This window comes from Selenomonas sp. oral taxon 137 str. F0430 (genome assembly GCF_000183625.1).
In the GTDB taxonomy this organism is placed as follows: Bacteria; Bacillota; Negativicutes; order Selenomonadales; family Selenomonadaceae; genus Centipeda; species Centipeda artemidis.
Map to the genome: position 1 here is coordinate 47,466 of NZ_AENV01000013.1, position 19,622 is coordinate 67,087.

Here is a 19,622-nt window from a genome sequence, read left to right on the forward strand (position 1 = left end):
GTCTCTTCCTTCCCGCGCTAGCGTCAGCGCGTCACCTTGGCGAAGATCATGCGTCCCGCCGCTGTCTGGAGCGCAGACGTGACCTCGACCGAGACAATTTCGTTCATGCAGCGGAATCCGCCGTCCACAACGATCATCGTGCCGTCGTCGAGATATGCGAGCCCCTGCCCGTGCTCTTTGCCCGGGCGTACAATCTGAACGGTCATCACATCTCCCGGTATGGCGACCGGCTTTACGGCGTTGGACAGCGCGTTGATGTTGAGCACGGGGACGCCGCGGAGCTGTGCGACCTTGTTGAGGTTAAAGTCGTTCGTGATGATCTTGCCGCCGACTTCCTGCGCGAGCTGGAGGAGTTTTGAATCCACCTCGGCGATGTCCTCAAAGTCAACCTCGGTGATCTCCACCTTCATACGAGATTCCTTACGAATTTTTTGCAGGATGTCGAGTCCGCGGCGTCCGCGGACGCGTTTCAGCGAGTCCGCCGAGTCCGCGATGTGCTGGAGCTCTTCGAGGACAAAGACGGGAATGAGGAGCGTGCCCTCAAGAAAGCCCGTCTCGCAGATGTCCGCGATGCGTCCGTCGATGATGACGCTCGTATCAAGCACCTTGTACCCGCGCTCCGTGCCGCCCTCCCGCTGCGGCGCCTGTGCGGGCACGGGCGTACGTGTCTCGCGGCTGCGCGCCATCTCGCGCAGAAACCGTGGGAAGAAATCAAAGACCTCCGCGATCTCCGGGCGTTTTTTCACCATGATGTGAACGCCGAGATAGCCGAGCACGATGCTGAACACGATGGGGATGTAATCGCCGACGATAGGGATCGTAGAAAACGAGTCGCCCAAAAGACGGGCAATGATGAGTCCGATGATCAGCCCTATCGCCCCGGCAATCACGTCGCGGATCGGCATCTTGCCAAGCTGCCCCTCGACCCAGACGGAAAACCGCCGGAGACGGGTCGTGAAGAACGGGGCGAGCGGATAGCCGACGATGCCGCCGAGCACGGTGCCGACGAGGATGCAGACGAGCCCCGCGAGCGTGAGCCCGAACACCCCGAGCTCCGTCCGCCACAGCGGCGCCGACAGGTAGTCGTTTGCCGTCGGAACAAGCAGCTCAAAGAGTGTCCCGCCGATGATTGCCGTGATGAGAACGATGAAAAACCGCAATACGCGTTCGAGTAACAAAAATTCACCTCCTTTCCTCCAATAGAAATGAACAATTGACGTTCTCAGTATAATAAAAAAGTTGCATGTTGTCAAAAGACACATTTACAACAAAAAAGGAAAATTGTATCAAGTTATTCATTTTCTATTGACATCTCTGTCTTAGTCTCTATAATGATAATCGTATTCATGATACTATTGAGGTAGTATCTATCAATATGGGGTGAATCCGACCCAAGTATGGACGATCTATGTTATATGGAGGAGTAAAATCATATGGAAGGTTTTTCTAGTGCAATGCATCTCTTTAAGAGCGGCGGTCTCGTTATGTATCCGCTGCTCCTGCTCTCCCTGATCACTTTTGCAATTGCGGTGGAGCGTTTTTACTACTACCGCATCAACCGCAAGGGATCGCGCGTATTTTTTCATGGTGTCTATCATGCTGCCGTGCAAAAGGACTTTGATACCATAGAGAAACTCTGTAAGGAGTTCCCATCCGCCATCAGCCGCGTCATTGAGAGCGGCCTCATGAACGCAGGGACAGAGACGGCAATGAAGGGCGCGTTCTCCGATCGCATGTCGATGGAGGCGATCAATTTTCGCCGCTATCTCGACTACCTGAGTGCAATTGTAACCATTGCCCCGCTGCTCGGGCTACTCGGTACAGTTACGGGTATGATCCAGACGTTCAGCGTGCTTGATGAGGGCGGCGGCGCAGGCGCGATTACAGGCGGCGTCGGTGAGGCACTTGTTGCAACGGCATCCGGTCTTTGTGTTGCTATTATTGCATTCTGTGTCTATACCTATTTTAGCCATCAGCTCGACACCATTGTCACGGATACGGAGCGCCTTTGCTCTACAGTCGTTACTGCGAAGAAAGAAAGCTGGGAGGCATAATGAATTTTGGCAATCATCGGCTGAAAAAGAAGCCGGAATTTATGATCATTCCGATGATCGATATTATCTTCTTCCTGCTTGTCTTCTTCATGATGAACAGCTTGCAGACGGTCGCGCAGAAAGCGCTTGCCGTACAGCTTCCTCAAGCGCAGTCTGCATCTGCGCCCGCACAGCTCCCAATCATCATGACACTCGACGAAGAAGGTCATATCACTATTGACAACAACCCCGTGAGCATCACGGAATCAGCGGCAATCATGAAGAGCCGTATGCAGGCAAATCCGGATGCTGCAGTTGTTTTGCAGGCGGACAAACGTACGGCACACGGGCAGGTCGTCGCTGTCATGGATATGCTTAAAGGAGCGGGGGTAAAGCGGCTCTCGATTGCCGCAGAACAAAAGAAGGGATAGATATATGGATCGAAATCTCTCATGGAGAAAGGCCTATATCGTCTCCGTTCTGCTGCACCTCGTGCTGTTTGCGCTCCTGGCAATCGGACTAACGGTTGTTGTTAAACAACAGGAACAGCAGGTTTACGTCGTCGACCTTGCAGCATCTGATTTTAGCCAAGGAGGCGGCGGCAGTGCGGGCGGAGGCGGTGAAAGCGGTGGTGGAAACGAGTCGCTGTTCCCCGAGCCACTAAAGGCTGAAGAGGTTGCCAAACGTGTTGAAGCGGTGCAGCAGACTGTTCCCGCGCCGGTCACAACAACCGATACGCCCCAAACGACACCGACACCGGACGCAGTCACACTGCCTACGCAGGGATCGTCATCAACTACATCCGAATCGTCTGAAACCGGCTCCAATACCGGTAGTAATACCACCGGCGGCAGTAATAATGGCGGCAGCAACGGTGGTGGTGGCGGTGGAAGTAACGGCAGCAACGGTGGTGGTGGAGGCGGAAATGATGGCGGCGGTGGCGGCGGCAGCAACGGCGGCGGTGTCCAAAAGGCGCCCTTCGATTATGAGGGGTTCCGCCGCGCAGTCGATGCAAATAAGCAATATCCCTATATGGCAATTAAACGTCGTTTGGAAGGTCGCCCCATTGTCACAGTGACAGTGTCTGCTTCCGGATCGATTGCGGGAGTCTCATTATCGAGTCCGTCCGGTCATAGTATTCTGGATGAGGCTGCTGTAAATGCAGTTTATGCCGTTGGATCCTATCCAAATCCCACGAATGACACAGTTACTTTTAATGTTCCCGTATCTTTCACGTTGAACTAACAGTCACTATGACATATCTTTATACAAAAAGGTCACAGAATAGACTTCTGTGACCTTTTGTATAGAGAAAATCCCCGCAATCATTTGCCGGGATGCACATCATCAATGTTACTCCCATGCCTGCACCATATACTGCGCGGCTAAGAGAGCGCTGATGCCGAGCGTGACGCTCGCGCACAGATAGAGGAGCGCGAGGGGAATTTTCCCATCGTCCATCAAAGAAACGGTCTCAAAAGAAAATGTGGAAAATGTTGTAAATCCGCCGCAAATTCCCGTTTGTAGGAAGAGCACGAGACGAGGGTCGATTCCGCTGTTCCTGCCCGCGAGCGCTACAATCACACCGATGACAAAACAGCCGACGATGTTGATGCAGAACGTGCCGAGCGGAAAGCCGCCCGCGAGCCGCGGAATCGCTTGCCCGAGAAGATAGCGCAACACGGCGCCGATTGCACCGCCGAGCCCGACGGCAAGAACATTCATCGCACGACACCTCTCACATGGACAGATGCGCCGTGTCGTTCATTAACGTTATCGCGGCGAAGCCGTCGTCCTCGAATCGGATGCGGTTGACCGCGGTATTGAACTGCGAGACGTGCCAGATCGCGCGCACGGGCATGGAGAGAATATCCGCGAACAGAATGCGGATGGACGCCCCGTGCGAGATAAGCACAATGCGCCTGCCCTTATTCTGCGCGGCGATCTCGCGGACACGCCCTGCGACGCGGCGGCGGAACTCTTGGAAGTTCTCGATCCCCGGAATATCGATGGATTCAGGGTCTCTGTAGAACTGCTTCATGAGATCGGGGGTTTCCTCATTGATTTCGCTGAAATAGCGCCCTTCCCATGTGCCGAAGTTCAGTTCCCGGAGCGCCTCGTCCTTCTCTACGGGAAGCCCAAGCCGCGCGGCAAGCGGCTGCGCCGTCTCCACGGCGCGGATAAGGTCGCTCGCATAGATTTTATCGATGCCTTCGAGCGCTATATTTTTCCCGAGCAGTTCCGCCTGCTCGTGCCCCGCGGCGGAAAGAGGAATATCCGAATGTCCTTGGAACCGTCCCGTGATGTTCCACTCCGTCTCCCCGTGCCGAATGATGATGATTTCCGTCATTTCTCTCACCCCTTTATCGTACTAGGATCTAATCTCACAGACGACGCCGCCCGAGATCAGCCGCACCGTCTGCATATACCTGTACCGTCCCGCAAACTCCTGCGCGATCTGCTCCGTCCGCCGCGCGATGTCCCCGGCGGGCAGTGCCGATTCCCACAGCACGCCGACAACGGTGCCGCTGTGCGCGACGTTGACGCCGAGCGCGCCTTTCCCCTTGGCAAGGGCGATGAACTCGTCCAGCCCCTCTTTTGGCAGATGCACTTGATTGAGCCGTGCACTCGCCGTCGCCGCCTGTCCAAGCAAAATCTCCTGCCGGTAGTCCGCCGTATGAAACGCCTTGTCTACGGTGTCAAGCAGGCGGCGGTACTCGTCATCTTGATTGCCGCCGGCACTCTTGCTTTGATAATACGAAATCGTATCCACTTCGCCGCCCACATCAAAGATGGAGATGCCGATGAGCGGCACGTTGCGGTACTGTCCAAAGAGCTCGCCCGTCGTATGACTGACATGCGACAGCCCTTCAAAGGCGATGCCGTCGCTCGGCTCGATGGCGATGGCGATGTCCATGAGCTCCCGCGCCGTCAACTCCCGTCCAAAGGCACGCGCGGCAGCATAGGCGCATGCGGTAATGTCCGCGCTGGAGGATGCCATGCCCTTGCCCTGCGGGACAGGAGACTCGAGTCGAATCCCCCACTGCAATGCGTCTTTCTCAACGAGGGCAAGCGCACGCCTGACCGCTTCCTGCGCCTTTGTCCCAAGTCCCTGCATCCCGGTGAACGCGTCGGACACGGTTGCCGTTGCATAGACGCTGATGGGGGCGGTCACGAGGAACGGTGTCCCTGCAATAGAACCTTCGATGAGTTCGCCGCAGGATGCGGGCGCTTTTACAATGATTTCCATAACAACTCCAATACTGAGCACATCGTCTGTATCGAGGCGGAAATGAGTGCTTGCTGCGTCGATACGACGGAAAAAACAAATAAAACTACGGTCTCCGTCAGCACGGTTGTCGCGCCGTAGACATCCCCCGTCACGCCGCCGAGCTGCCCCGTGATGAACCGGCAGAATAAGAGCGCGAACAGGACGCCCGCGAAGAGCGCGAGCCACGCCCCCATGCCGAACGGCAGAACGAGCAGTATAGTCGTCACGGCGGCAATGAGGAGCGTCCGCCGATCCGCCATATCCGCAAAGATTTTTCCCAGCCCATCCTTGCGCGCATAGGGGAAACACGCGATGCAAATCACCATGGCAAGCCGTCCGATGATCGGCATAACGAAGAGCGCGGGAATCAGCAGCAGAGGGAACATATCGGCAAGCAGCGCGTACTGAATGAACATCATCGCGGCGATGGTCACGACTCCGAACGAGCCGACGCGGCTGTCCTTCATGATCTCGAGCTTGCGCTCCCGTTCGCGCCCCGAAAACACGCCGTCCGCCGTATCCATCAGGCCGTCCGCATGCAGCCCGCCCGTCAGGATGAGCGGCAGTAGCATCAGCAGGACGCTCGTCAGTGTATGCGCGCCGATCGTATATAGGAGCACATACGCGGCAAGCGCATAGCAGAGCCCGAGTACCAATCCGACGAGCGGGAAAAAACGTGTACTGCGCCCAAAATCCTCAGCCGTCCACTCCGTCTGGCACACCAGGCGAATCCGTGTGAGAAATTGAAGCCCGATCAAAAAGGAATGCATAAACAGCCTCTACATGTAAAGAGAAATCATATAATAAAAGCACAGATACAATATCGCAGCCGTCCCCATCAGGCGAATCGCGCCGAGAATATGTTTCGCGCGGATTCCGACATGCGCATCTCCCATATAAGCGCGGAAGTGCCGCTCGCCGAAGTAGTAATTCACGCCGCCGAGACGGATGTGCAGCGCACCCGCAACGGGTGCCTCGGCATAGCCGCCGTTTGGACTTGGATGCCCCGACGCGTCGCGTGCCATGATATACATCGCGTTGCGCCCATCATAGCCGAGCAGGAATGCCGCCATGACAAAGAGCATCCCCGTGATGCGCGCAGGGACGAAACTCAGCACGTCGTCCACGCGCGCCGCCATGCGTCCAAAATAGAGGTAGCGTTCGTTCTTGTAGCCGATCATGGAGTCCATCGTATTTGCCGCACGATAGAGCACCGCGAGCGGCGCGCCTCCAATCGCAAAGAAAAAGAGAGGCGCGATCACGCCGTCCACCGTATTCTCCGCAATCGTTTCGATCGCCGCGCGCGCCACATCCGCTTCATCGAGCCGATCCGTATCGCGCCCGACGATCCATCCGACGCGTTCGCGCGCGCCCGGAAGATTTCCTGCGGCAAGCAGGGCATAGATGTCGCGCCCCGCCTTTGCCAGCATGTGCGGCGAAATCGTAAAGTAAAGCAGAACTGCGCTCACAGCATCGACGCCCCACGATACGGAGAGCCGCTGCGCTGCGAGAAGCAGCCCCTCGACAACGGCATAGGAAAAACAGAGAATGAGCGCCGTGAGTACGGCGCCCATTGCCAGTCGTCGTTCATTCCCGCCCTGTTGCGGATAGAGCAAACACTCCAGCCACGCAATCAGACGCCCGAGCAGCGCGACGGGATGCCACCGCGTCTGCGGATCGCCAAAGATCATATCGAGACCGAACGCACACATCGCGACCAATGCCGCACTCATCATGCGTCCGCCCCCATGCCGACAATCGCGCGCAGCTTCTCCATGTCAAGGCTTTTGCGCACGGTCTCGGCGAGACGGTCATAGGCGCGCTCCTTCTCCGCACGGTAGCGGTACTGCACGGGCAGCGGCGCAAGTCCGCGCCGCGTGCGCAGACGGTTGATGATGCTGCGCCGCAGCTCGTCGTCGTCGAAGATGCCGTGAATATACGTCCCCGCAACGAGCCCATCCACCGAGATAGCGCCGTCGACGGCATCCGCAGGCGCGCCGCCCGCCGCAACGATCCGAAACGGACGGTGCACCTCCTCGGTAAAGACGGTCTCGCCCATGTGGATCTCATAGCCGGGCAGATCGCGCCCCGCAAGCTGCTCGCCAAGGAACAGGAAATCCTCGCACTGCGCCGTGACCTGACGCAGACGCTTATGCGCCGCAAATGTCGTCTCGCTCGGAAGGTAGCCGAATCCCGCAATCTCATCGTACTCCGACTCCGTATGCAGCGGGTCGCGCACTTTGCGCCCGAGCATCTGATAGCCGCCGCAGATGCCAAAGAGCGGCGTCCCGGCGGCGACTGCACGGCGAATCACCTCTTCCAATCCGCATTGACGAATATAGAGGAGATCCTCCGTTGTATTCTTTGATCCGGGCAAGAGGATGAGATTGGGACTGCCCAGCTCCGCGGGCGTACTCACATAGTAGAGCGCGACATCCGGTTCGTCTGCAAGCGCGTCAAAATCGGTAAAATTCGACAATTTCGGCGTACGAATCACGGCGACGCGAATCTTTTCGGCATCCCCTGCGTCGGCATGAGTGCTCTTCTCGTCAAGCGATACCGAGTCCTCTTCGTCAATGCCGAGCTGTTCAACGTGCGGAACGACGCCGAGGACGGGTTTGCCCGTCTTTTTCTCCAGGAACTCCAGCGCGGGCGTCAGGAGCGTGACATCCCCGCGGAATTTATTGATCACAAGTCCCTTGACAAGCGCGCGTTCCTCCTCGTCGAGCAATTCGAGTGTCCCGACGAGGGAAGCGAGTGCACCGCCGCGGTCGATGTCCGCGATGAGGAGTACGGGTGCGTTCAGATGTTTTGCTACGCGCATATTGACAATATCATTCGCCTTGAGATTGATCTCGGCGGGACTGCCCGCGCCCTCGATCACGATCAGCTCGTACTCATCCTGCAATCGTTTGAGAGCTTCTTCCACCGCGCCCCACGCCTTTAACGAGTATCCCGTATGATACTCGCGCGCGCTCATATTGCCGACCGGCTCACCCATGATGACGACCTGCGACTGCGCGTTGCCCGTGGGTTTCAGGAGGACGGGGTTCATGTCGATCATCGGCGCGAGCCCCGCCGCCTCTGCCTGCGCGACCTGCGCGCGTCCCATCTCGCGCCCGTCGAGTGTGACATAGGAGTTCAGCGCCATATTCTGCGCCTTAAACGGCACAATGCGCCGTCCCTCCTGCAGGAAGATACGGCAGAGAGCCGTCGTCAGAATGCTCTTGCCCACATGAGAACTCGTTCCCATCAGCATGATCGTCTTTGCCATACTAAATATCCTCCGCCAATTTCTTGATGTCCACGGGAATGCCGCAGGTCACGAGATACACCTTATCCGCGGATGCGGCGAGCCGCTGATTCGCCAGCCCCGCCATATCGCGGTAAAGGCGCGCGAGCTTGTTCTCCGGCACAATGCCTGTCCCCACCTCGTTCGTGACAAAGACGGTCACGGCGTCGACGGACTGTGCGGCGTGAATCAGATCGTCCATCCGTGCGCGCACATGCGCGGCAAACGAATCTGCCTGCTGCTCCTCCTCCGAATACTGCAAAATATCATTGCTGAGAAACATTGTAATGCAGTCAAAGAGAATGACGCCGTGCCGCTCCCCCGCCTCTCGCAGAGCCTCGGGCGCCTCATAAGGCGCCTCATAGGTCATCCAGTCGGCGGGGCGGCGGGAGCGATGGAGACGCACGCGCTGCTGCATCTCGTCGTCATAGATTTGCGACGTTGCGATATAGGCAACGGACATGCCATGCTCCCGCGCAGCGTGTGCCGCATAACGCTCCGCAAACGCGGACTTGCCCGAGCGCGCGCCGCCCGTGACGAGGATTATTTGTCCCATGTACGGCACGCCTCCACGAACGACGCGGCAACCGCGGGACAGCCCGCAAAATGCAGGTGGAGGTAACTGCCGAGCGTCCTTTGAACAATGCGCCCCGCAGGATACTGCGCCCCGTTGCGCATCTTGGTAAAGATAAAGGGACGCGCGGTCTCCCCGACGTCCGCTTCCTCCACGGAAAAATGGAACTCGTGCCCGTGCAGAGGAAGCCCTGCCGCACCAAATACGGTATCCATCGCCTGCACGGCGTCCACATAGCCGACCATCTGAAGTTTCTCAGTCATACGCGCCGTCCCGGGAAACACGCCCGCCATCTCATGCGACGTTCCGGCGAAATCTACAAGGTGAGACATCAGATACATATAGCCGCCGCACTCGGCATAGATCGGCATTCCCCGCTCCGCCGCTGTGCGAATCGACGCGCGCATAGACGTGTTTGCCGCGAGCTGCGCGGCAAACATCTCCGGGAATCCGCCGCCGATGATCAGTCCGTCTACGTCCGGAATCTCGGCGTCATGCAGGGGGCTGAACGGGACGAGCTGCGCCCCGCAGCCCTCGAGCTCGGCAAGACTCGCGGCGTAATAAAAGGAAAACGCATCGTCGCGCGCAATCCCGATGCGGCAAGAGGTTTTCACATCCCGGTGCGTTCCCGACACATAGTCGAGCGGCGGCGCGCTGCGCGCCAGTTCCAAGATGCGCGCGATGTCAAGTCCCGTCTCAACCTGCACGCCGATGGCGCGCACCGTCTCCGCCGCCTCGTTCTCCTCCACGGGCGTTAGCCCGAGATGCCGCTCAGGGAGCGCGAGCGCGGCATTGCGCCGGAGCGCGCCAAAGACGGGCATATCGATGCCCGCCATTGCCGTTCGAATCATCTCTTCATGCGTCTCGCTGCCAAGGCGATTGATGAGAACGCCCGCAAGACGGACGTCCTCGTCATACACACGAAAGCCGAGCGCGGTTGCCGCGGCAGATGCTCCTACCGACTTTGCATCAATCACGAGCAATACGGGCGCGTCGAGAGCCTTTGCAATCGACGCCGTAGAGCTGATGCCTTTGCGCCCGCCGTCGTAGAGCCCCATGACGCCCTCGATAACCGCAACGTCCGCGCCCGCACATTCACGCGCAAATATCTCCGTGAGCCGAGATTCGGGAACGAGCCATGTATCGAGATTGTGTCCCGCACGACCGCTCGCCATACGGTGATAGCCGAGATCGATGTAGTCGGGTCCCACCTTGAACGACTGCACGGTCAGCCCCTTGGCGTGCAGCGCCGCGAGGAGCCCCGTGACGAGCGTCGTCTTGCCGCCGCCCGACTGCGTTGCCGCAACGACGATGCGCGGGATATTCCACTCCATAAGCGCTCCTCTCCCCGATCAGGGACGCGTATTGTCGATCAGATACATCATCGCATTGACCGCCGCCGCCGCAATGGGGCTGCCGCCCTTCGTTCCCTCTACCGTGATATAGGGAACGATGCCGTTCGCCGCGAGCTCCGCCTTCGACTCCGCCGCACCGACAAAGCCGACAGGGATGCCGACGATGCAGGCGGGACGAATCCCCTCTTCGCGCACCATGCGAAGCACTTCAAAGAGCGCCGTCGGCGCGTTGCCGATGGCAATAATGCTGCCGTTCAAATCCTGACCGAATTGACGCATCGCGATCATCGAGCGTGTGATGCCCTCCTGCTTCGCGCGGACGGCGACGTCCGGATCGGCAACGAGGCAGTGTACCTCTCCGCCAAAGGACGCGAGCTTCTTCTTATTGATGCCCGTGCGCACCATTTCAACGTCCGTATAGATGTGCGCCCCCTTGCGCAGTGCGTCCATCGCAACCGCGATCGCCTCCGGATGCACGCGGATGATCGGCGCATAGCCGACGTCGCCGGACGCGTGGATGAGACGCGAATACACCTTCGTCGCCGCCTCGTCGAGCCCCAGCTCCGCAAGATGCGGTGCGATCAGCTCCATACTGCGGTTCTCAATAGCCATCGGCTCTTTGATAAAATCCATTGTGATTCTCCTATTCTTTCTTACGATTCGCACTTGGAATCGACAAATTTCAACACTTCCTCAAATGTATGCGCCAAATGCGGATAGTCCAGTACGGGGCGGTCGATGACGACCACGGGCAGACCGAGATCCTCCGCCGCTTGGAATTTCTCATCCGTACCGCCGACCATACCGCTGTTCTTAGTCACGATCACGTCGGCATCGTATTTTTCATACATACTGCGGTTCATTTCCCGCGAAAAAGGCCCCTGCATCGCGATGATCTGCGCGGGCGTCAGCCCGAGTTTTTCGCAGAGCTCCACGACCTCCGCCGTCGGCAGGACGCGCGCGATCAAGGTGCAGTCCTTCAGCGCCGGCGCCTTGACGAACCGCTCGAGATTACGGCTGCCCGTCGTTAAAAACACCGTTTTCCCAAGACGGGCGCACGTCTCGCACGCCTCCTCATAACCGTGCACGAGATGTACGTTCTCGTAGGAAATATCGGTCACGTCGCGCTCATAGCGGATGTACGGAAGCCCCGCCGCCGCACATGCCGTCATCGCGTTGCGCGACACATTGACAGCATAGGGATGCGTCGCATCGACAAAGATGCGAATGTCATGTTCCTTGAAAAAATCCAATAAGCCCTGCTCGTCAAGCGGCGTGTCGTTGATGATGAGCTTTCCGCCGCCCTCGGTGCGCTGTGCGGCAAGAAGCTGCTCGCCATAGGAACTGACGACGGACGCCGCTACATCATGCCCTGCGGCGCAGAGACGGCGCACGAGTTCGCGCCCGTCCTGCGTTCCCGATGCTACAAAAATCACAGTCCAGGCTCCCTCTTTTGATAGCCGCGCGGCGTAATCATCCAGTCGCCGACGGAGCGCGTCTTAGAGTTGCCGATGATGACGAGCGAGAACATATTGATGTCCTCATTCGTGAAATGACCAAGCGTCGAGATGAGCACCGCCTCATTGTCGCGGCTCGCGCCCGTCACGACGCCGACAGGCGTCTCCGGCGAACGATAGCGCAGGAAGATGTCCTGCACGGCGTTGATCTGACCGACGCGCTTGTGGCTGCGCGGATTGTAGAGCGCTGCGACAAAGTCGCCCTTTGCCGCAAGCTCCGCACGCTCCTGAATGATCTCCCACGGCGTCAGGAGGTCGGAAAGGCTGATGACGACAAAGTCGTGCATGATGGGCGCGCCCAGCAGCGCCGCCGCCGCACTCATCGCCGAGACGCCGGGAACGATCCCACCGAACTCGGGGCGCTCCGCCTCGTCGATCTTGACCAGCAGCTCGAGCACGAGCCCCGCCATACCGTAAATTCCGGCATCGCCACTCGAGATGACGACGACCGTTTCCCCATCCATCGCTTCCTTGAGCGCCGCGCGGCAGCGGTCGATTTCCTGCGTCATGCCCGTGTCGAGGACTCTCTTATCCTTGATAATATCCTCGATCAGCTCCACATAGCGCTTGTACCCGACGACCACCGTCGCCTCCTCAATTGTGCGCCGCGCGCGGTACGTCATATCGTCCAGACTGCCGGGGCCGATGCCCACAACGCTTATTTTTCCCATAAGAGTGCCACCGTCACTTTCCCTAATACCGTTCTGCCGAGCGCCATGCGCCCGCCGCTTTTTCCTGCCGCACAGAGCGCCGCCGCCTCGGAGACATTCCCGACGCCGATCGTCTGCTTGACAAAATTAGACTCTTTTAGTCCATATTGTTCCACCATCTGCGCGAGTTCTTCGCGCGCGTAAAAGATAATCTCGCGGTTCAGTGTGCGCGCCGCCGCGAGGAGTCCCGGCTCGTCACGTTTGACCTCAGTACTTGCGAGCACTGAGATCGCCGAGACCTCACGTCCGATCTGCGCGCACGCTTCGGTCAGCGCACGCATAATCTCCTCCTCCGGCACACCCGCGCGGCATCCGACGCCCGCAATCAGGCGGCGCGGCACGAGATAGAGCGTCCGCATAGGCATCTCCGACGCGTCCGGAACACGCTCCGCCGCAGTGACAACCACGCGGTACTGTGCCTCCTCCGGAGGCGGAAGAATCCCCTCAAACGGTGCAGCCGAAATCCCCTCGCCGCACAGTCCTGCCTCATAAAATTCATGCTGCGCTACCGCCCTATCGAGGAAGTAATCGAGCCATTTCCCCTCCAGCAGTGCACTGTTCAGCACCTGTATCGCCGCCTTTGGCTCGGGGCGCAGTGCGAGCCGTGCCGCGATCGCATCGGGGGCGCGTACGCCTGTCACGTCCGTCGCCGTCGTGATGACGGGATCGGCGCCGATCACTGCGCAGAGGCGCTGCGTACACTCGTTTGCCCCGCCGACATGCCCCGATAACAGGCTGATGCCGTGCCGCCCCTGCTCGTCAAAGACGAGAACGGCGGGGTCGTACAGCTTGCTGTTGATATAGGGCGCGATCATGCGGACGACAATTCCCGTCGCCATTACACAGACAAGCGTGTCATAGCGTCCGAACGCATCCTGCATGACATCTGCAAGCCGAACGAAATACTGTACCTTGCGCTCGGCAGGTACCTGCTCCCGCATCCGCTCAGGGAAAAAGAGCGTCCCTTTGCCGCCTTCAGCATCGTGGAGACGCAGTGCCAAGCGTACACCGCCCTGCGTCAGCGCAAAGAGCGCGGTTCTCATTTCTTTGCGTCCCGGAACATGTGCGAGAAACCGGAGTCATAGAGCCGTGAAAGCTCATATTCCGTATTGAGACAGTCGCCGACAACGATCATCGCCGTGCGGTCGATCTCCTCTTCCGCCACCTGCTTGGCAATCGTCTCGAGCGTACCGCGCAGAATCTTCTGCTCCGGCCACGTTGCGCGCTGAACAATGGCAATCGGCGTCGTGATCTCGTAGCCGCCTGCCGTGAGTTCCGCGACGACCTCTTCGATCATAGAGATCGAAAGGAAAATGCACATCGTCGCATGATGCGCCGCGAGACTGCGCAGCTTCTCACGCTCCGGCACGGGGGTACGCCCCTCGTTGCGCGTGATGATAACGGTCTGCGAGATGCCAGGCAGCGTATACTCCTGCCGCAGCGCCGCCGCCGTCCCGAGGAAGGAGCTGACGCCCGGCGTGACGTCGTATTCGAACCCGCGCTTTTTCCACGCGTCCATCTGTTCCTGTATCGCGCCGTAGATCGCAGGGTCTCCCGTATGCAGGCGCACCGTCATTTTCCCATCGGATTCCGCACGGGCAATGACCTCGACAACATCGTCGAGCGTCATATGCGCCGAATTATGAATCTCCGCGTCCTTTTTGCAGTAATTGAGCAGGGCAGGATTGACCAGCGATCCCGCATAGATCACCACATCCGCCTCAGCAAGATAGCGCGCGCCCTTGACCGTGATCAGCTCCGGATCTCCGGGCCCCGCTCCAACAATATGAATCATCTGCTCTCCTCACTTTCTCTCTGCCGTAATGATATAGATGGGATTGAGCGCCTTTGCCATATCGTAGGGACCAACACGCTCCAATCGATTGATCTGCACCTGTACTGCCTCATAAGAATAGTCGTCCTTATGCGCGTGGAAATAATCGAGACACGCTGCAACCGTCTGCATCGTGATCGCATTCGCGACGATGCGCCCCTGCGGACGCAGGCGTGCGCCGATGATGTCGAGAATGTCCGCAAGTTTCCGCCCGCTCCCGCCGATAATCGCAGCGTCGAGCGCCGGCAGATCCGCGAGCACATCGGGTGCCGTCCCCTCCACAACGGTAATATTTTCTGCGCCGAATTTCTTAGCATTCTCCGCGATGAGCGCGATCCCGTCAGGATTCTTCTCAATCGCATAGACGTGTCCCTGCGGCGCCATGCGCGCCGCCTCGATGGAGATCGATCCTGTCCCCGCACCGACGTCGTAGACGACGGCATCCGGCGTGATACGCGCCTTGACCAGCGTCAGGATACGTATTTCTTCCTTCGTCATGGGAACTTTCCCACGCACGAAGTCTTCGTCTTTGATTCCAATATTCATTCTATGTTCTCCTCATTTGCACAGACAATAATGACGCCGTGTCCAACGGCAGGCTCGCACACCGCCGCGCCGAGCGCCGTCGCAACGATGCGCTCGTCCTCGTAGGAAAGGCGCGTACAAATATACATGTGATCCGCACCGTGCCAGCCGTGTTGCAAGAGGCGCGCCGCAATCGTCTGCGAGTTATTTTTCCCGTCCGTCAGCATACCCAGCACTGCCGCCGGTGCATATGTCAGTTCCGCAGGCAGCGGTTCGCGCCCGTGAAAACTCAGCAGACGCGCGCCGTGCCACGGCAGTGCGAGCCGCGCAAAGGCAAGCTGAAGTGAGCTGATGCCGGGGACGACCTCGATTCGGTCGATCGGAAATGTCCGGCGCAGCGCGTCCAGCAACGAATAATAGCCCGGGTCTCCCGATACCATCACCACAACGTCGTCCTCAGAGAGCGAAGTTCGAATGAACTCCAGCACGGCGGGGATATCCGCGCCAATCGAACATTCCTTTGCGCGCCCGTCCGAATAATTCGCAAGCGCACGATGACCACCGATGAGTATACGCGCATTTTCGATATAATTCTGTGCTTTTGGCAAAAGATAGGAAGAATCCCCGGGCCCTATGCCCACCACAATGATCCGATGTGTCATCGTCAAAGTCTCCATCCGTGTTCCCGCGCAATTGCGCGCGCCGCGGCATCCACACCGAGAATATCCCCGGCAAAATTCACCATGATCGCGCCGACGCGCACCTTGCCAAAGAGGTACCGCTCCGCACGCACATGAACGCGTTCGGCGATCGCGGCACAGACCGCATCCGCGAGCCCTGCCGCCGCGATGCACTCCATCGCGTCCTCCGTCGTGTTCGAGGCGAGGATCGTCCGCACGCCCTCGGTGCTCATCCCCTCCGCCGCCGCATACGCCGCCAGTGTCTCAAGGCGCGCGTCCGCGACGCGGTTGTGCGTGTGGAACACGCCCGCCGCAATCTTCACGAGTTTTCCCGTATGTCCGAGAATGACCACATTTTTAACGCCGCGCTCCGCCGCGCTGTCGAGCATGAATCCAATAAAATTACTCGTCTCGACGGCAGCCTCCTGCGGCACGCCGATAGCGAGCGCGATGCGCTCGCCGATCTTGCCCGGCACGAATACCAATGTGTCAAGCCCTGCGGCAAGAGCGACGTCGATCTGCGGCACGAGGGAATCCTTGAACGCCTCCTCGGACATCGGACGGAGCACACCCGTTGTGCCGATGACGGAGATCCCACCCTCAATGCCGAGCACGGGGTTGAGCGTTTTCTTTGCGAGCTCGACCCCGGCGGGAATGGAGATGGTAACAACGGCGCCGAAGTCCGCACTTCCTGTCATCTCCTCTACGACGCGGCGAATGAGTTCGCGCGGCCCCTTGTTGATGGAGGGCTCTCCCACGGGGAGACTCATGCCGCGTTTTGTCACCGTGCCGACGCCCTCACCCGCACGAAATTCGATGCAAGATATATCATTGCGCAATGTCAGCGTCGTGAACACGGATGCGCCGTTCGTGATGTCCGGGTCGTCCCCCGAGAACTTTACCACCTCTGCGCGTATGCCGTCCGGGGTCTCTTCTACCGCCTTCACAGGGATCGTCAGCGGCGTGCCGTCGAGCGCCATGAGTTCCACCTCATGCCAGTCCTCGCCCGCACGAAATAAAAATGCTGCCTTTACCCCTGCCGCCGCACACGCACCGGTCGTATATCCGCTGCGAAGTTCCGCCTTTGCCATAGTTCGCCTCATTCTGTCAGAAAAACAGAGATATTATAACATTCTTCCCTGAAAATGAAAAGGGAGCGCCGCGCTTTTCGCGCAACGCTCCCTCACACATCCTATATATGGCGGTAAAGTCCGATGACCTTACCCATGATCTGCACATCCGTCTCGTAGAACGGCTCCATTGAGTCGTTCTCCGGCTGAAGGCGAATGCACGTCTTTTCACGATAGAACCGCTTCACCGTCGCCGTCTCACCGTCGATCAGCGCAACAACAATATCACCATTGTTCGCCGTCGGCTGCTGGCGTACCAATACGAAATCGCCGTCAAAAATACCAACGTTGATCATACTGTCGCCCTGAATCCGCAACATGAACACATCCTCCGCCGTGCCAATGAGTGCACGCGGGAACGAGAAAATCTCCTCCACGTTCTGCTCGGCGAGGATCGGCTCGCCTGCCGTCACCGTACCGACAAGCGGGATGGGAATCGTTCTCCCCCACGGGTTCTCTCCCATGATGTCGATGGCTCGCGGCTTTGTCGCATCACGGCGAATCGCACCGTTCTCTTCGAGCATGGCGAGATAGCGGTGCACCGTCGAGCTGGATTTGAGTCCGACCGCAGTGCCAATCTCGCGCACCGACGGCGGATATCCCTTGTCGACCAGGAAATCCTTGATGTATTGCAGGATCTCAGACTGTCGTCGTGTGGATATTCTTGTTTTCTTCACTGCCATACCCCCTTGTAGACTGACGTGCATACGTTTGAATCTATTGTATCATATGTACGTTCTAAAAAAAAGAGGTTTCCTGCAAAAAATTCAAAAAAACCTCAATTCGTATCAAATTTTTGCCCGGCATCGTGCAGAATACTGTCGCGACGCTGTTTTGATGCTGTGAAATAATCGTAAATTGCCGCACGATCTCCCCGCTCGACCGCATCCGCGACCGTCCCGAGGATCGCCTGCATCTCATGCAGTGCGTCGACGATCGGCTTGCGGTTCGTCATGCAGATATCTGCCCACATGTCCGCGTTTGAGGAAGCGATGCGCGTCGTATCCTTGAACCCCCCGCCGATGAGCTTGAGACAGGAATCCAGATCGTCCCCGCTGCGGTTGAGCAGGGTCACGAGCGCCGCCGCTGCAAGATGCGGTACATGGCTGATGACCGCAGCACAGCGGTCATGACGCGCAAGATCGAGCGTCGTGAAGTTCGCCTCCGTGTACCGCAGGATACGCATCAGTCGTTCCATCACCTCCGGCGGCACTGAGGGATCCTCGATGATCACATACGCCTTGCCGCGAAAGAGATCCTTCGTCGCCGCCGTTACCCCGCTTTTCTCGCGCCCTGTCATGGGATGCCCTGCGATGTAGTAAATGGAGGGCGGCAGAATTTTTTTCAGTGCCTCGCACAGGAATCCCTTCGTACTCCCGGCATCCGTGAGAATCGTCCCCGGCTTTAGAAACGGCAGAATGCGCTCGACCATCGGGACGATTTGGAGCACCGGAGGGCTAAGGAACACGATATCCGCATCACCGACGACCGCTGCAATATCGGCGGTCGCCTCGTCTACGGCACCCATCTCCACCGCCCGCCGCATGGATTCTTCCGTGCGGCAGAGCCCCGTGATATGAATCGCATCGCCGAGTTTATTCTTCAGGCAAAGCCCGAGCGATCCGCCGATGAGTCCAACGCCGATGACGGCGAGGTTTATCCTGCTCATACCCTGCGTCCAACCGCCGGAGCGATCTGACGCACCTCGTCCATGAGTATCTCGAATTTCCGCGGAATGAGACTCTGATCGCCGTCGGAAAGAGCCAATTCTGGGTGACAGTGTACCTCAATGATGAGCCCGTCGGCGCCGACCGCGACCGAAGCGCGCGCGATCGGACGCACCATCCGCCAACGCCCCGTCCCGTGACTGGGGTCTGCGATGACCGGGAAATGCGTCAGCTCCTTGAGCGCCGCGACCGCGTTGAGATCCATCGTGTTGCGCGTGTAGGTCTCAAATGTGCGGATACCGCGCTCGCAGAAGATGATGTTCTCGTTGCCGCCCGATGCGATGTACTCAGCCGCGTTCAGCCACTCGCTGATGGTCGCCGAGAGACCGCGCTTAAAGAGAACAGGCTTCTGCGATTTTCCAATCGCCTTGAGCATTTGGAAATTCTGCATATTGCGCGCGCCGATCTGCAGGAGGTCGGCATACTCCGAGACCGCCTCGAGATCGTCCTTATCCACGATCTCCGTGACGACGCGCAGTCCCGTCTTGTCCGCAACATCACGCAGAATCTTGAGCCCCTCAAGCCCCAGTCCTTGGAAATCATAGGGGCTTGTCCGCGGCTTGAACGCGCCGCCGCGCAGGAACTGTGCGCCCGCCGCCTTAACCGCAACCGCGATTTCATAGAGCTGATCGTAGCTCTCGACTGAACAGGGCCCCGCCATGATTGCAAGCTGCTCGCCGCCGACCGGGAAGCCTGCAACATCGACGATCGTATTTGCAGGGTGGAAATCACGACTGACCAGCTTATATTTCTCCGTGATGCGGACTGTTTTTTCAACGCCTTCCATCATGTTCATCTCCAGCGCCGAGATCGCCTTCTTATCCCCGATGACACCGATAATCAGACGATCCTCGCCGCGCGACGGGTGAATGTGCAGACCTGCCTGCTCGATTTTTGCCATGACACGGTCAACATTCTCCTGTGTCGCACGGGGACTCATAACAATAATCATAATAGATTCCTCCTACTACCTT

At 58.5% G+C, this 19,622-nt stretch carries 23 protein-coding genes; 3 read left to right on the forward strand and 20 right to left on the reverse strand.

Annotated features, from left to right (window positions below; genetic code table 11):
- Positions 1-23: 23 nt before the first annotated feature.
- The gene (locus HMPREF9162_RS09185) at positions 24-1,178 is read right to left on the reverse strand and encodes a PIN/TRAM domain-containing protein (RefSeq protein WP_009439125.1); all 1,155 of its coding nucleotides are present in this window, start codon (positions 1,176-1,178) and stop codon (positions 24-26) included.
- A gap of 255 nt (positions 1,179-1,433) precedes the next feature.
- On the opposite strand from HMPREF9162_RS09185, the gene HMPREF9162_RS09190 reads away from it, so the two are divergent.
- Genes HMPREF9162_RS09190 through HMPREF9162_RS12070 form a run of 3 tightly spaced genes read left to right on the forward strand, consistent with a single transcriptional unit; the run spans position 1,434 to position 3,278 of the window.
- Complete coding sequence (locus HMPREF9162_RS09190) at positions 1,434-2,054, forward strand: MotA/TolQ/ExbB proton channel family protein (protein ID WP_009658506.1); 621 nt, start codon at positions 1,434-1,436, stop codon at positions 2,052-2,054.
- Positions 2,054-2,464 (forward strand): biopolymer transporter ExbD, encoded by a 411-nt coding sequence (locus HMPREF9162_RS09195; protein ID WP_009348876.1) that lies wholly within the window; start codon positions 2,054-2,056, stop codon positions 2,462-2,464. The genes HMPREF9162_RS09190 and HMPREF9162_RS09195 overlap by 1 nt, the downstream gene beginning before the upstream one ends.
- Before the next feature lie 4 nt (positions 2,465-2,468).
- On the forward strand, positions 2,469-3,278 hold the full coding sequence (locus HMPREF9162_RS12070; protein ID WP_009439117.1) for an energy transducer TonB: 810 nt from the start codon (positions 2,469-2,471) through the stop codon (positions 3,276-3,278).
- 108 nt (positions 3,279-3,386) lie between these two features.
- On the opposite strand, the gene crcB is transcribed toward HMPREF9162_RS12070, so the two are convergent.
- From crcB to aroF, 19 genes are all read right to left on the reverse strand, one after another.
- Positions 3,387-3,758, reverse strand: a complete 372-nt coding sequence (gene crcB, locus HMPREF9162_RS09205) for a fluoride efflux transporter CrcB (protein WP_009752916.1) — start codon at positions 3,756-3,758, stop codon at positions 3,387-3,389.
- A gap of 13 nt (positions 3,759-3,771) precedes the next feature.
- Positions 3,772-4,383: a histidine phosphatase family protein gene (locus tag HMPREF9162_RS09210; RefSeq protein ID WP_009752934.1), complete on the reverse strand. Its 612-nt coding sequence runs from the start codon at positions 4,381-4,383 to the stop codon at positions 3,772-3,774.
- 21 nt (positions 4,384-4,404) lie between these two features.
- Entirely contained in the window at positions 4,405-5,283 is an 879-nt protein-coding gene (locus HMPREF9162_RS09215) for a GHMP kinase (protein ID WP_009752911.1), read from the reverse strand.
- On the reverse strand, positions 5,268-6,074 hold the full coding sequence (gene cobS, locus HMPREF9162_RS09220; protein WP_009752929.1) for an adenosylcobinamide-GDP ribazoletransferase: 807 nt from the start codon (positions 6,072-6,074) through the stop codon (positions 5,268-5,270). The genes HMPREF9162_RS09215 and cobS overlap by 16 nt, the downstream gene beginning before the upstream one ends.
- A 9-nt stretch (positions 6,075-6,083) precedes the next feature.
- Positions 6,084-7,040, reverse strand: a complete 957-nt coding sequence (gene cbiB, locus HMPREF9162_RS09225; protein ID WP_009752951.1) for an adenosylcobinamide-phosphate synthase CbiB — start codon at positions 7,038-7,040, stop codon at positions 6,084-6,086.
- Positions 7,037-8,578: a cobyric acid synthase gene (locus HMPREF9162_RS09230; RefSeq protein ID WP_009752952.1), complete on the reverse strand. Its 1,542-nt coding sequence runs from the start codon at positions 8,576-8,578 to the stop codon at positions 7,037-7,039. The genes cbiB and HMPREF9162_RS09230 overlap by 4 nt, the downstream gene beginning before the upstream one ends.
- Position 8,579: 1 nt before the next feature.
- Positions 8,580-9,152, reverse strand: a complete 573-nt coding sequence (gene cobU / locus HMPREF9162_RS09235) for a bifunctional adenosylcobinamide kinase/adenosylcobinamide-phosphate guanylyltransferase (protein WP_009752948.1) — start codon at positions 9,150-9,152, stop codon at positions 8,580-8,582.
- A complete protein-coding gene (locus tag HMPREF9162_RS09240) occupies positions 9,140-10,504 on the reverse strand; it encodes a cobyrinate a,c-diamide synthase (RefSeq protein WP_009752932.1) in 1,365 nt (454 codons plus the stop codon). The genes cobU and HMPREF9162_RS09240 overlap by 13 nt, the downstream gene beginning before the upstream one ends.
- 18 nt (positions 10,505-10,522) lie before the next feature.
- Positions 10,523-11,158, reverse strand: a complete 636-nt coding sequence (locus tag HMPREF9162_RS09245) for a precorrin-8X methylmutase (protein ID WP_009752933.1) — start codon at positions 11,156-11,158, stop codon at positions 10,523-10,525.
- 20 nt (positions 11,159-11,178) lie between these two features.
- The gene (gene cobK, locus HMPREF9162_RS09250; RefSeq protein WP_009439115.1) at positions 11,179-11,961 is read right to left on the reverse strand and encodes a precorrin-6A reductase; all 783 of its coding nucleotides are present in this window, start codon (positions 11,959-11,961) and stop codon (positions 11,179-11,181) included.
- Complete coding sequence (cobJ, locus tag HMPREF9162_RS09255) at positions 11,958-12,713, reverse strand: precorrin-3B C(17)-methyltransferase (protein ID WP_009348889.1); 756 nt, start codon at positions 12,711-12,713, stop codon at positions 11,958-11,960. Before cobJ ends, cobK begins: the two co-directional genes overlap by 4 nt.
- Positions 12,701-13,795, reverse strand: a complete 1,095-nt coding sequence (locus tag HMPREF9162_RS09260) for a cobalt-precorrin 5A hydrolase (protein ID WP_009752923.1) — start codon at positions 13,793-13,795, stop codon at positions 12,701-12,703. The genes cobJ and HMPREF9162_RS09260 overlap by 13 nt, the downstream gene beginning before the upstream one ends.
- Entirely contained in the window at positions 13,792-14,547 is a 756-nt protein-coding gene (gene cobM, locus HMPREF9162_RS09265; protein ID WP_009752942.1) for a precorrin-4 C(11)-methyltransferase, read from the reverse strand. Before cobM ends, HMPREF9162_RS09260 begins: the two co-directional genes overlap by 4 nt.
- A gap of 9 nt (positions 14,548-14,556) precedes the next feature.
- Positions 14,557-15,132 carry a precorrin-6Y C5,15-methyltransferase (decarboxylating) subunit CbiT gene (gene cbiT / locus HMPREF9162_RS09270; protein ID WP_009439109.1) on the reverse strand — a complete coding sequence of 192 codons (576 nt, stop codon included), beginning with the start codon at positions 15,130-15,132 and terminating at the stop codon, positions 14,557-14,559.
- A complete protein-coding gene (gene cbiE / locus HMPREF9162_RS09275) occupies positions 15,129-15,773 on the reverse strand; it encodes a precorrin-6y C5,15-methyltransferase (decarboxylating) subunit CbiE (RefSeq protein ID WP_009752937.1) in 645 nt (214 codons plus the stop codon). The genes cbiT and cbiE overlap by 4 nt, the downstream gene beginning before the upstream one ends.
- A 2-nt stretch (positions 15,774-15,775) precedes the next feature.
- The gene (cbiD, locus tag HMPREF9162_RS09280; protein ID WP_009658455.1) at positions 15,776-16,882 is read right to left on the reverse strand and encodes a cobalt-precorrin-5B (C(1))-methyltransferase CbiD; all 1,107 of its coding nucleotides are present in this window, start codon (positions 16,880-16,882) and stop codon (positions 15,776-15,778) included.
- A 101-nt stretch (positions 16,883-16,983) separates the two neighbouring features.
- Entirely contained in the window at positions 16,984-17,598 is a 615-nt protein-coding gene (gene lexA, locus HMPREF9162_RS09285; RefSeq protein WP_009439129.1) for a transcriptional repressor LexA, read from the reverse strand.
- A gap of 101 nt (positions 17,599-17,699) precedes the next feature.
- Entirely contained in the window at positions 17,700-18,590 is an 891-nt protein-coding gene (locus tag HMPREF9162_RS09290; protein WP_009752953.1) for a prephenate dehydrogenase/arogenate dehydrogenase family protein, read from the reverse strand.
- A complete protein-coding gene (gene aroF / locus HMPREF9162_RS09295; RefSeq protein ID WP_009348897.1) occupies positions 18,587-19,600 on the reverse strand; it encodes a 3-deoxy-7-phosphoheptulonate synthase in 1,014 nt (337 codons plus the stop codon). The genes HMPREF9162_RS09290 and aroF overlap by 4 nt, the downstream gene beginning before the upstream one ends.
- Positions 19,601-19,622: the final 22 nt, after the last annotated feature.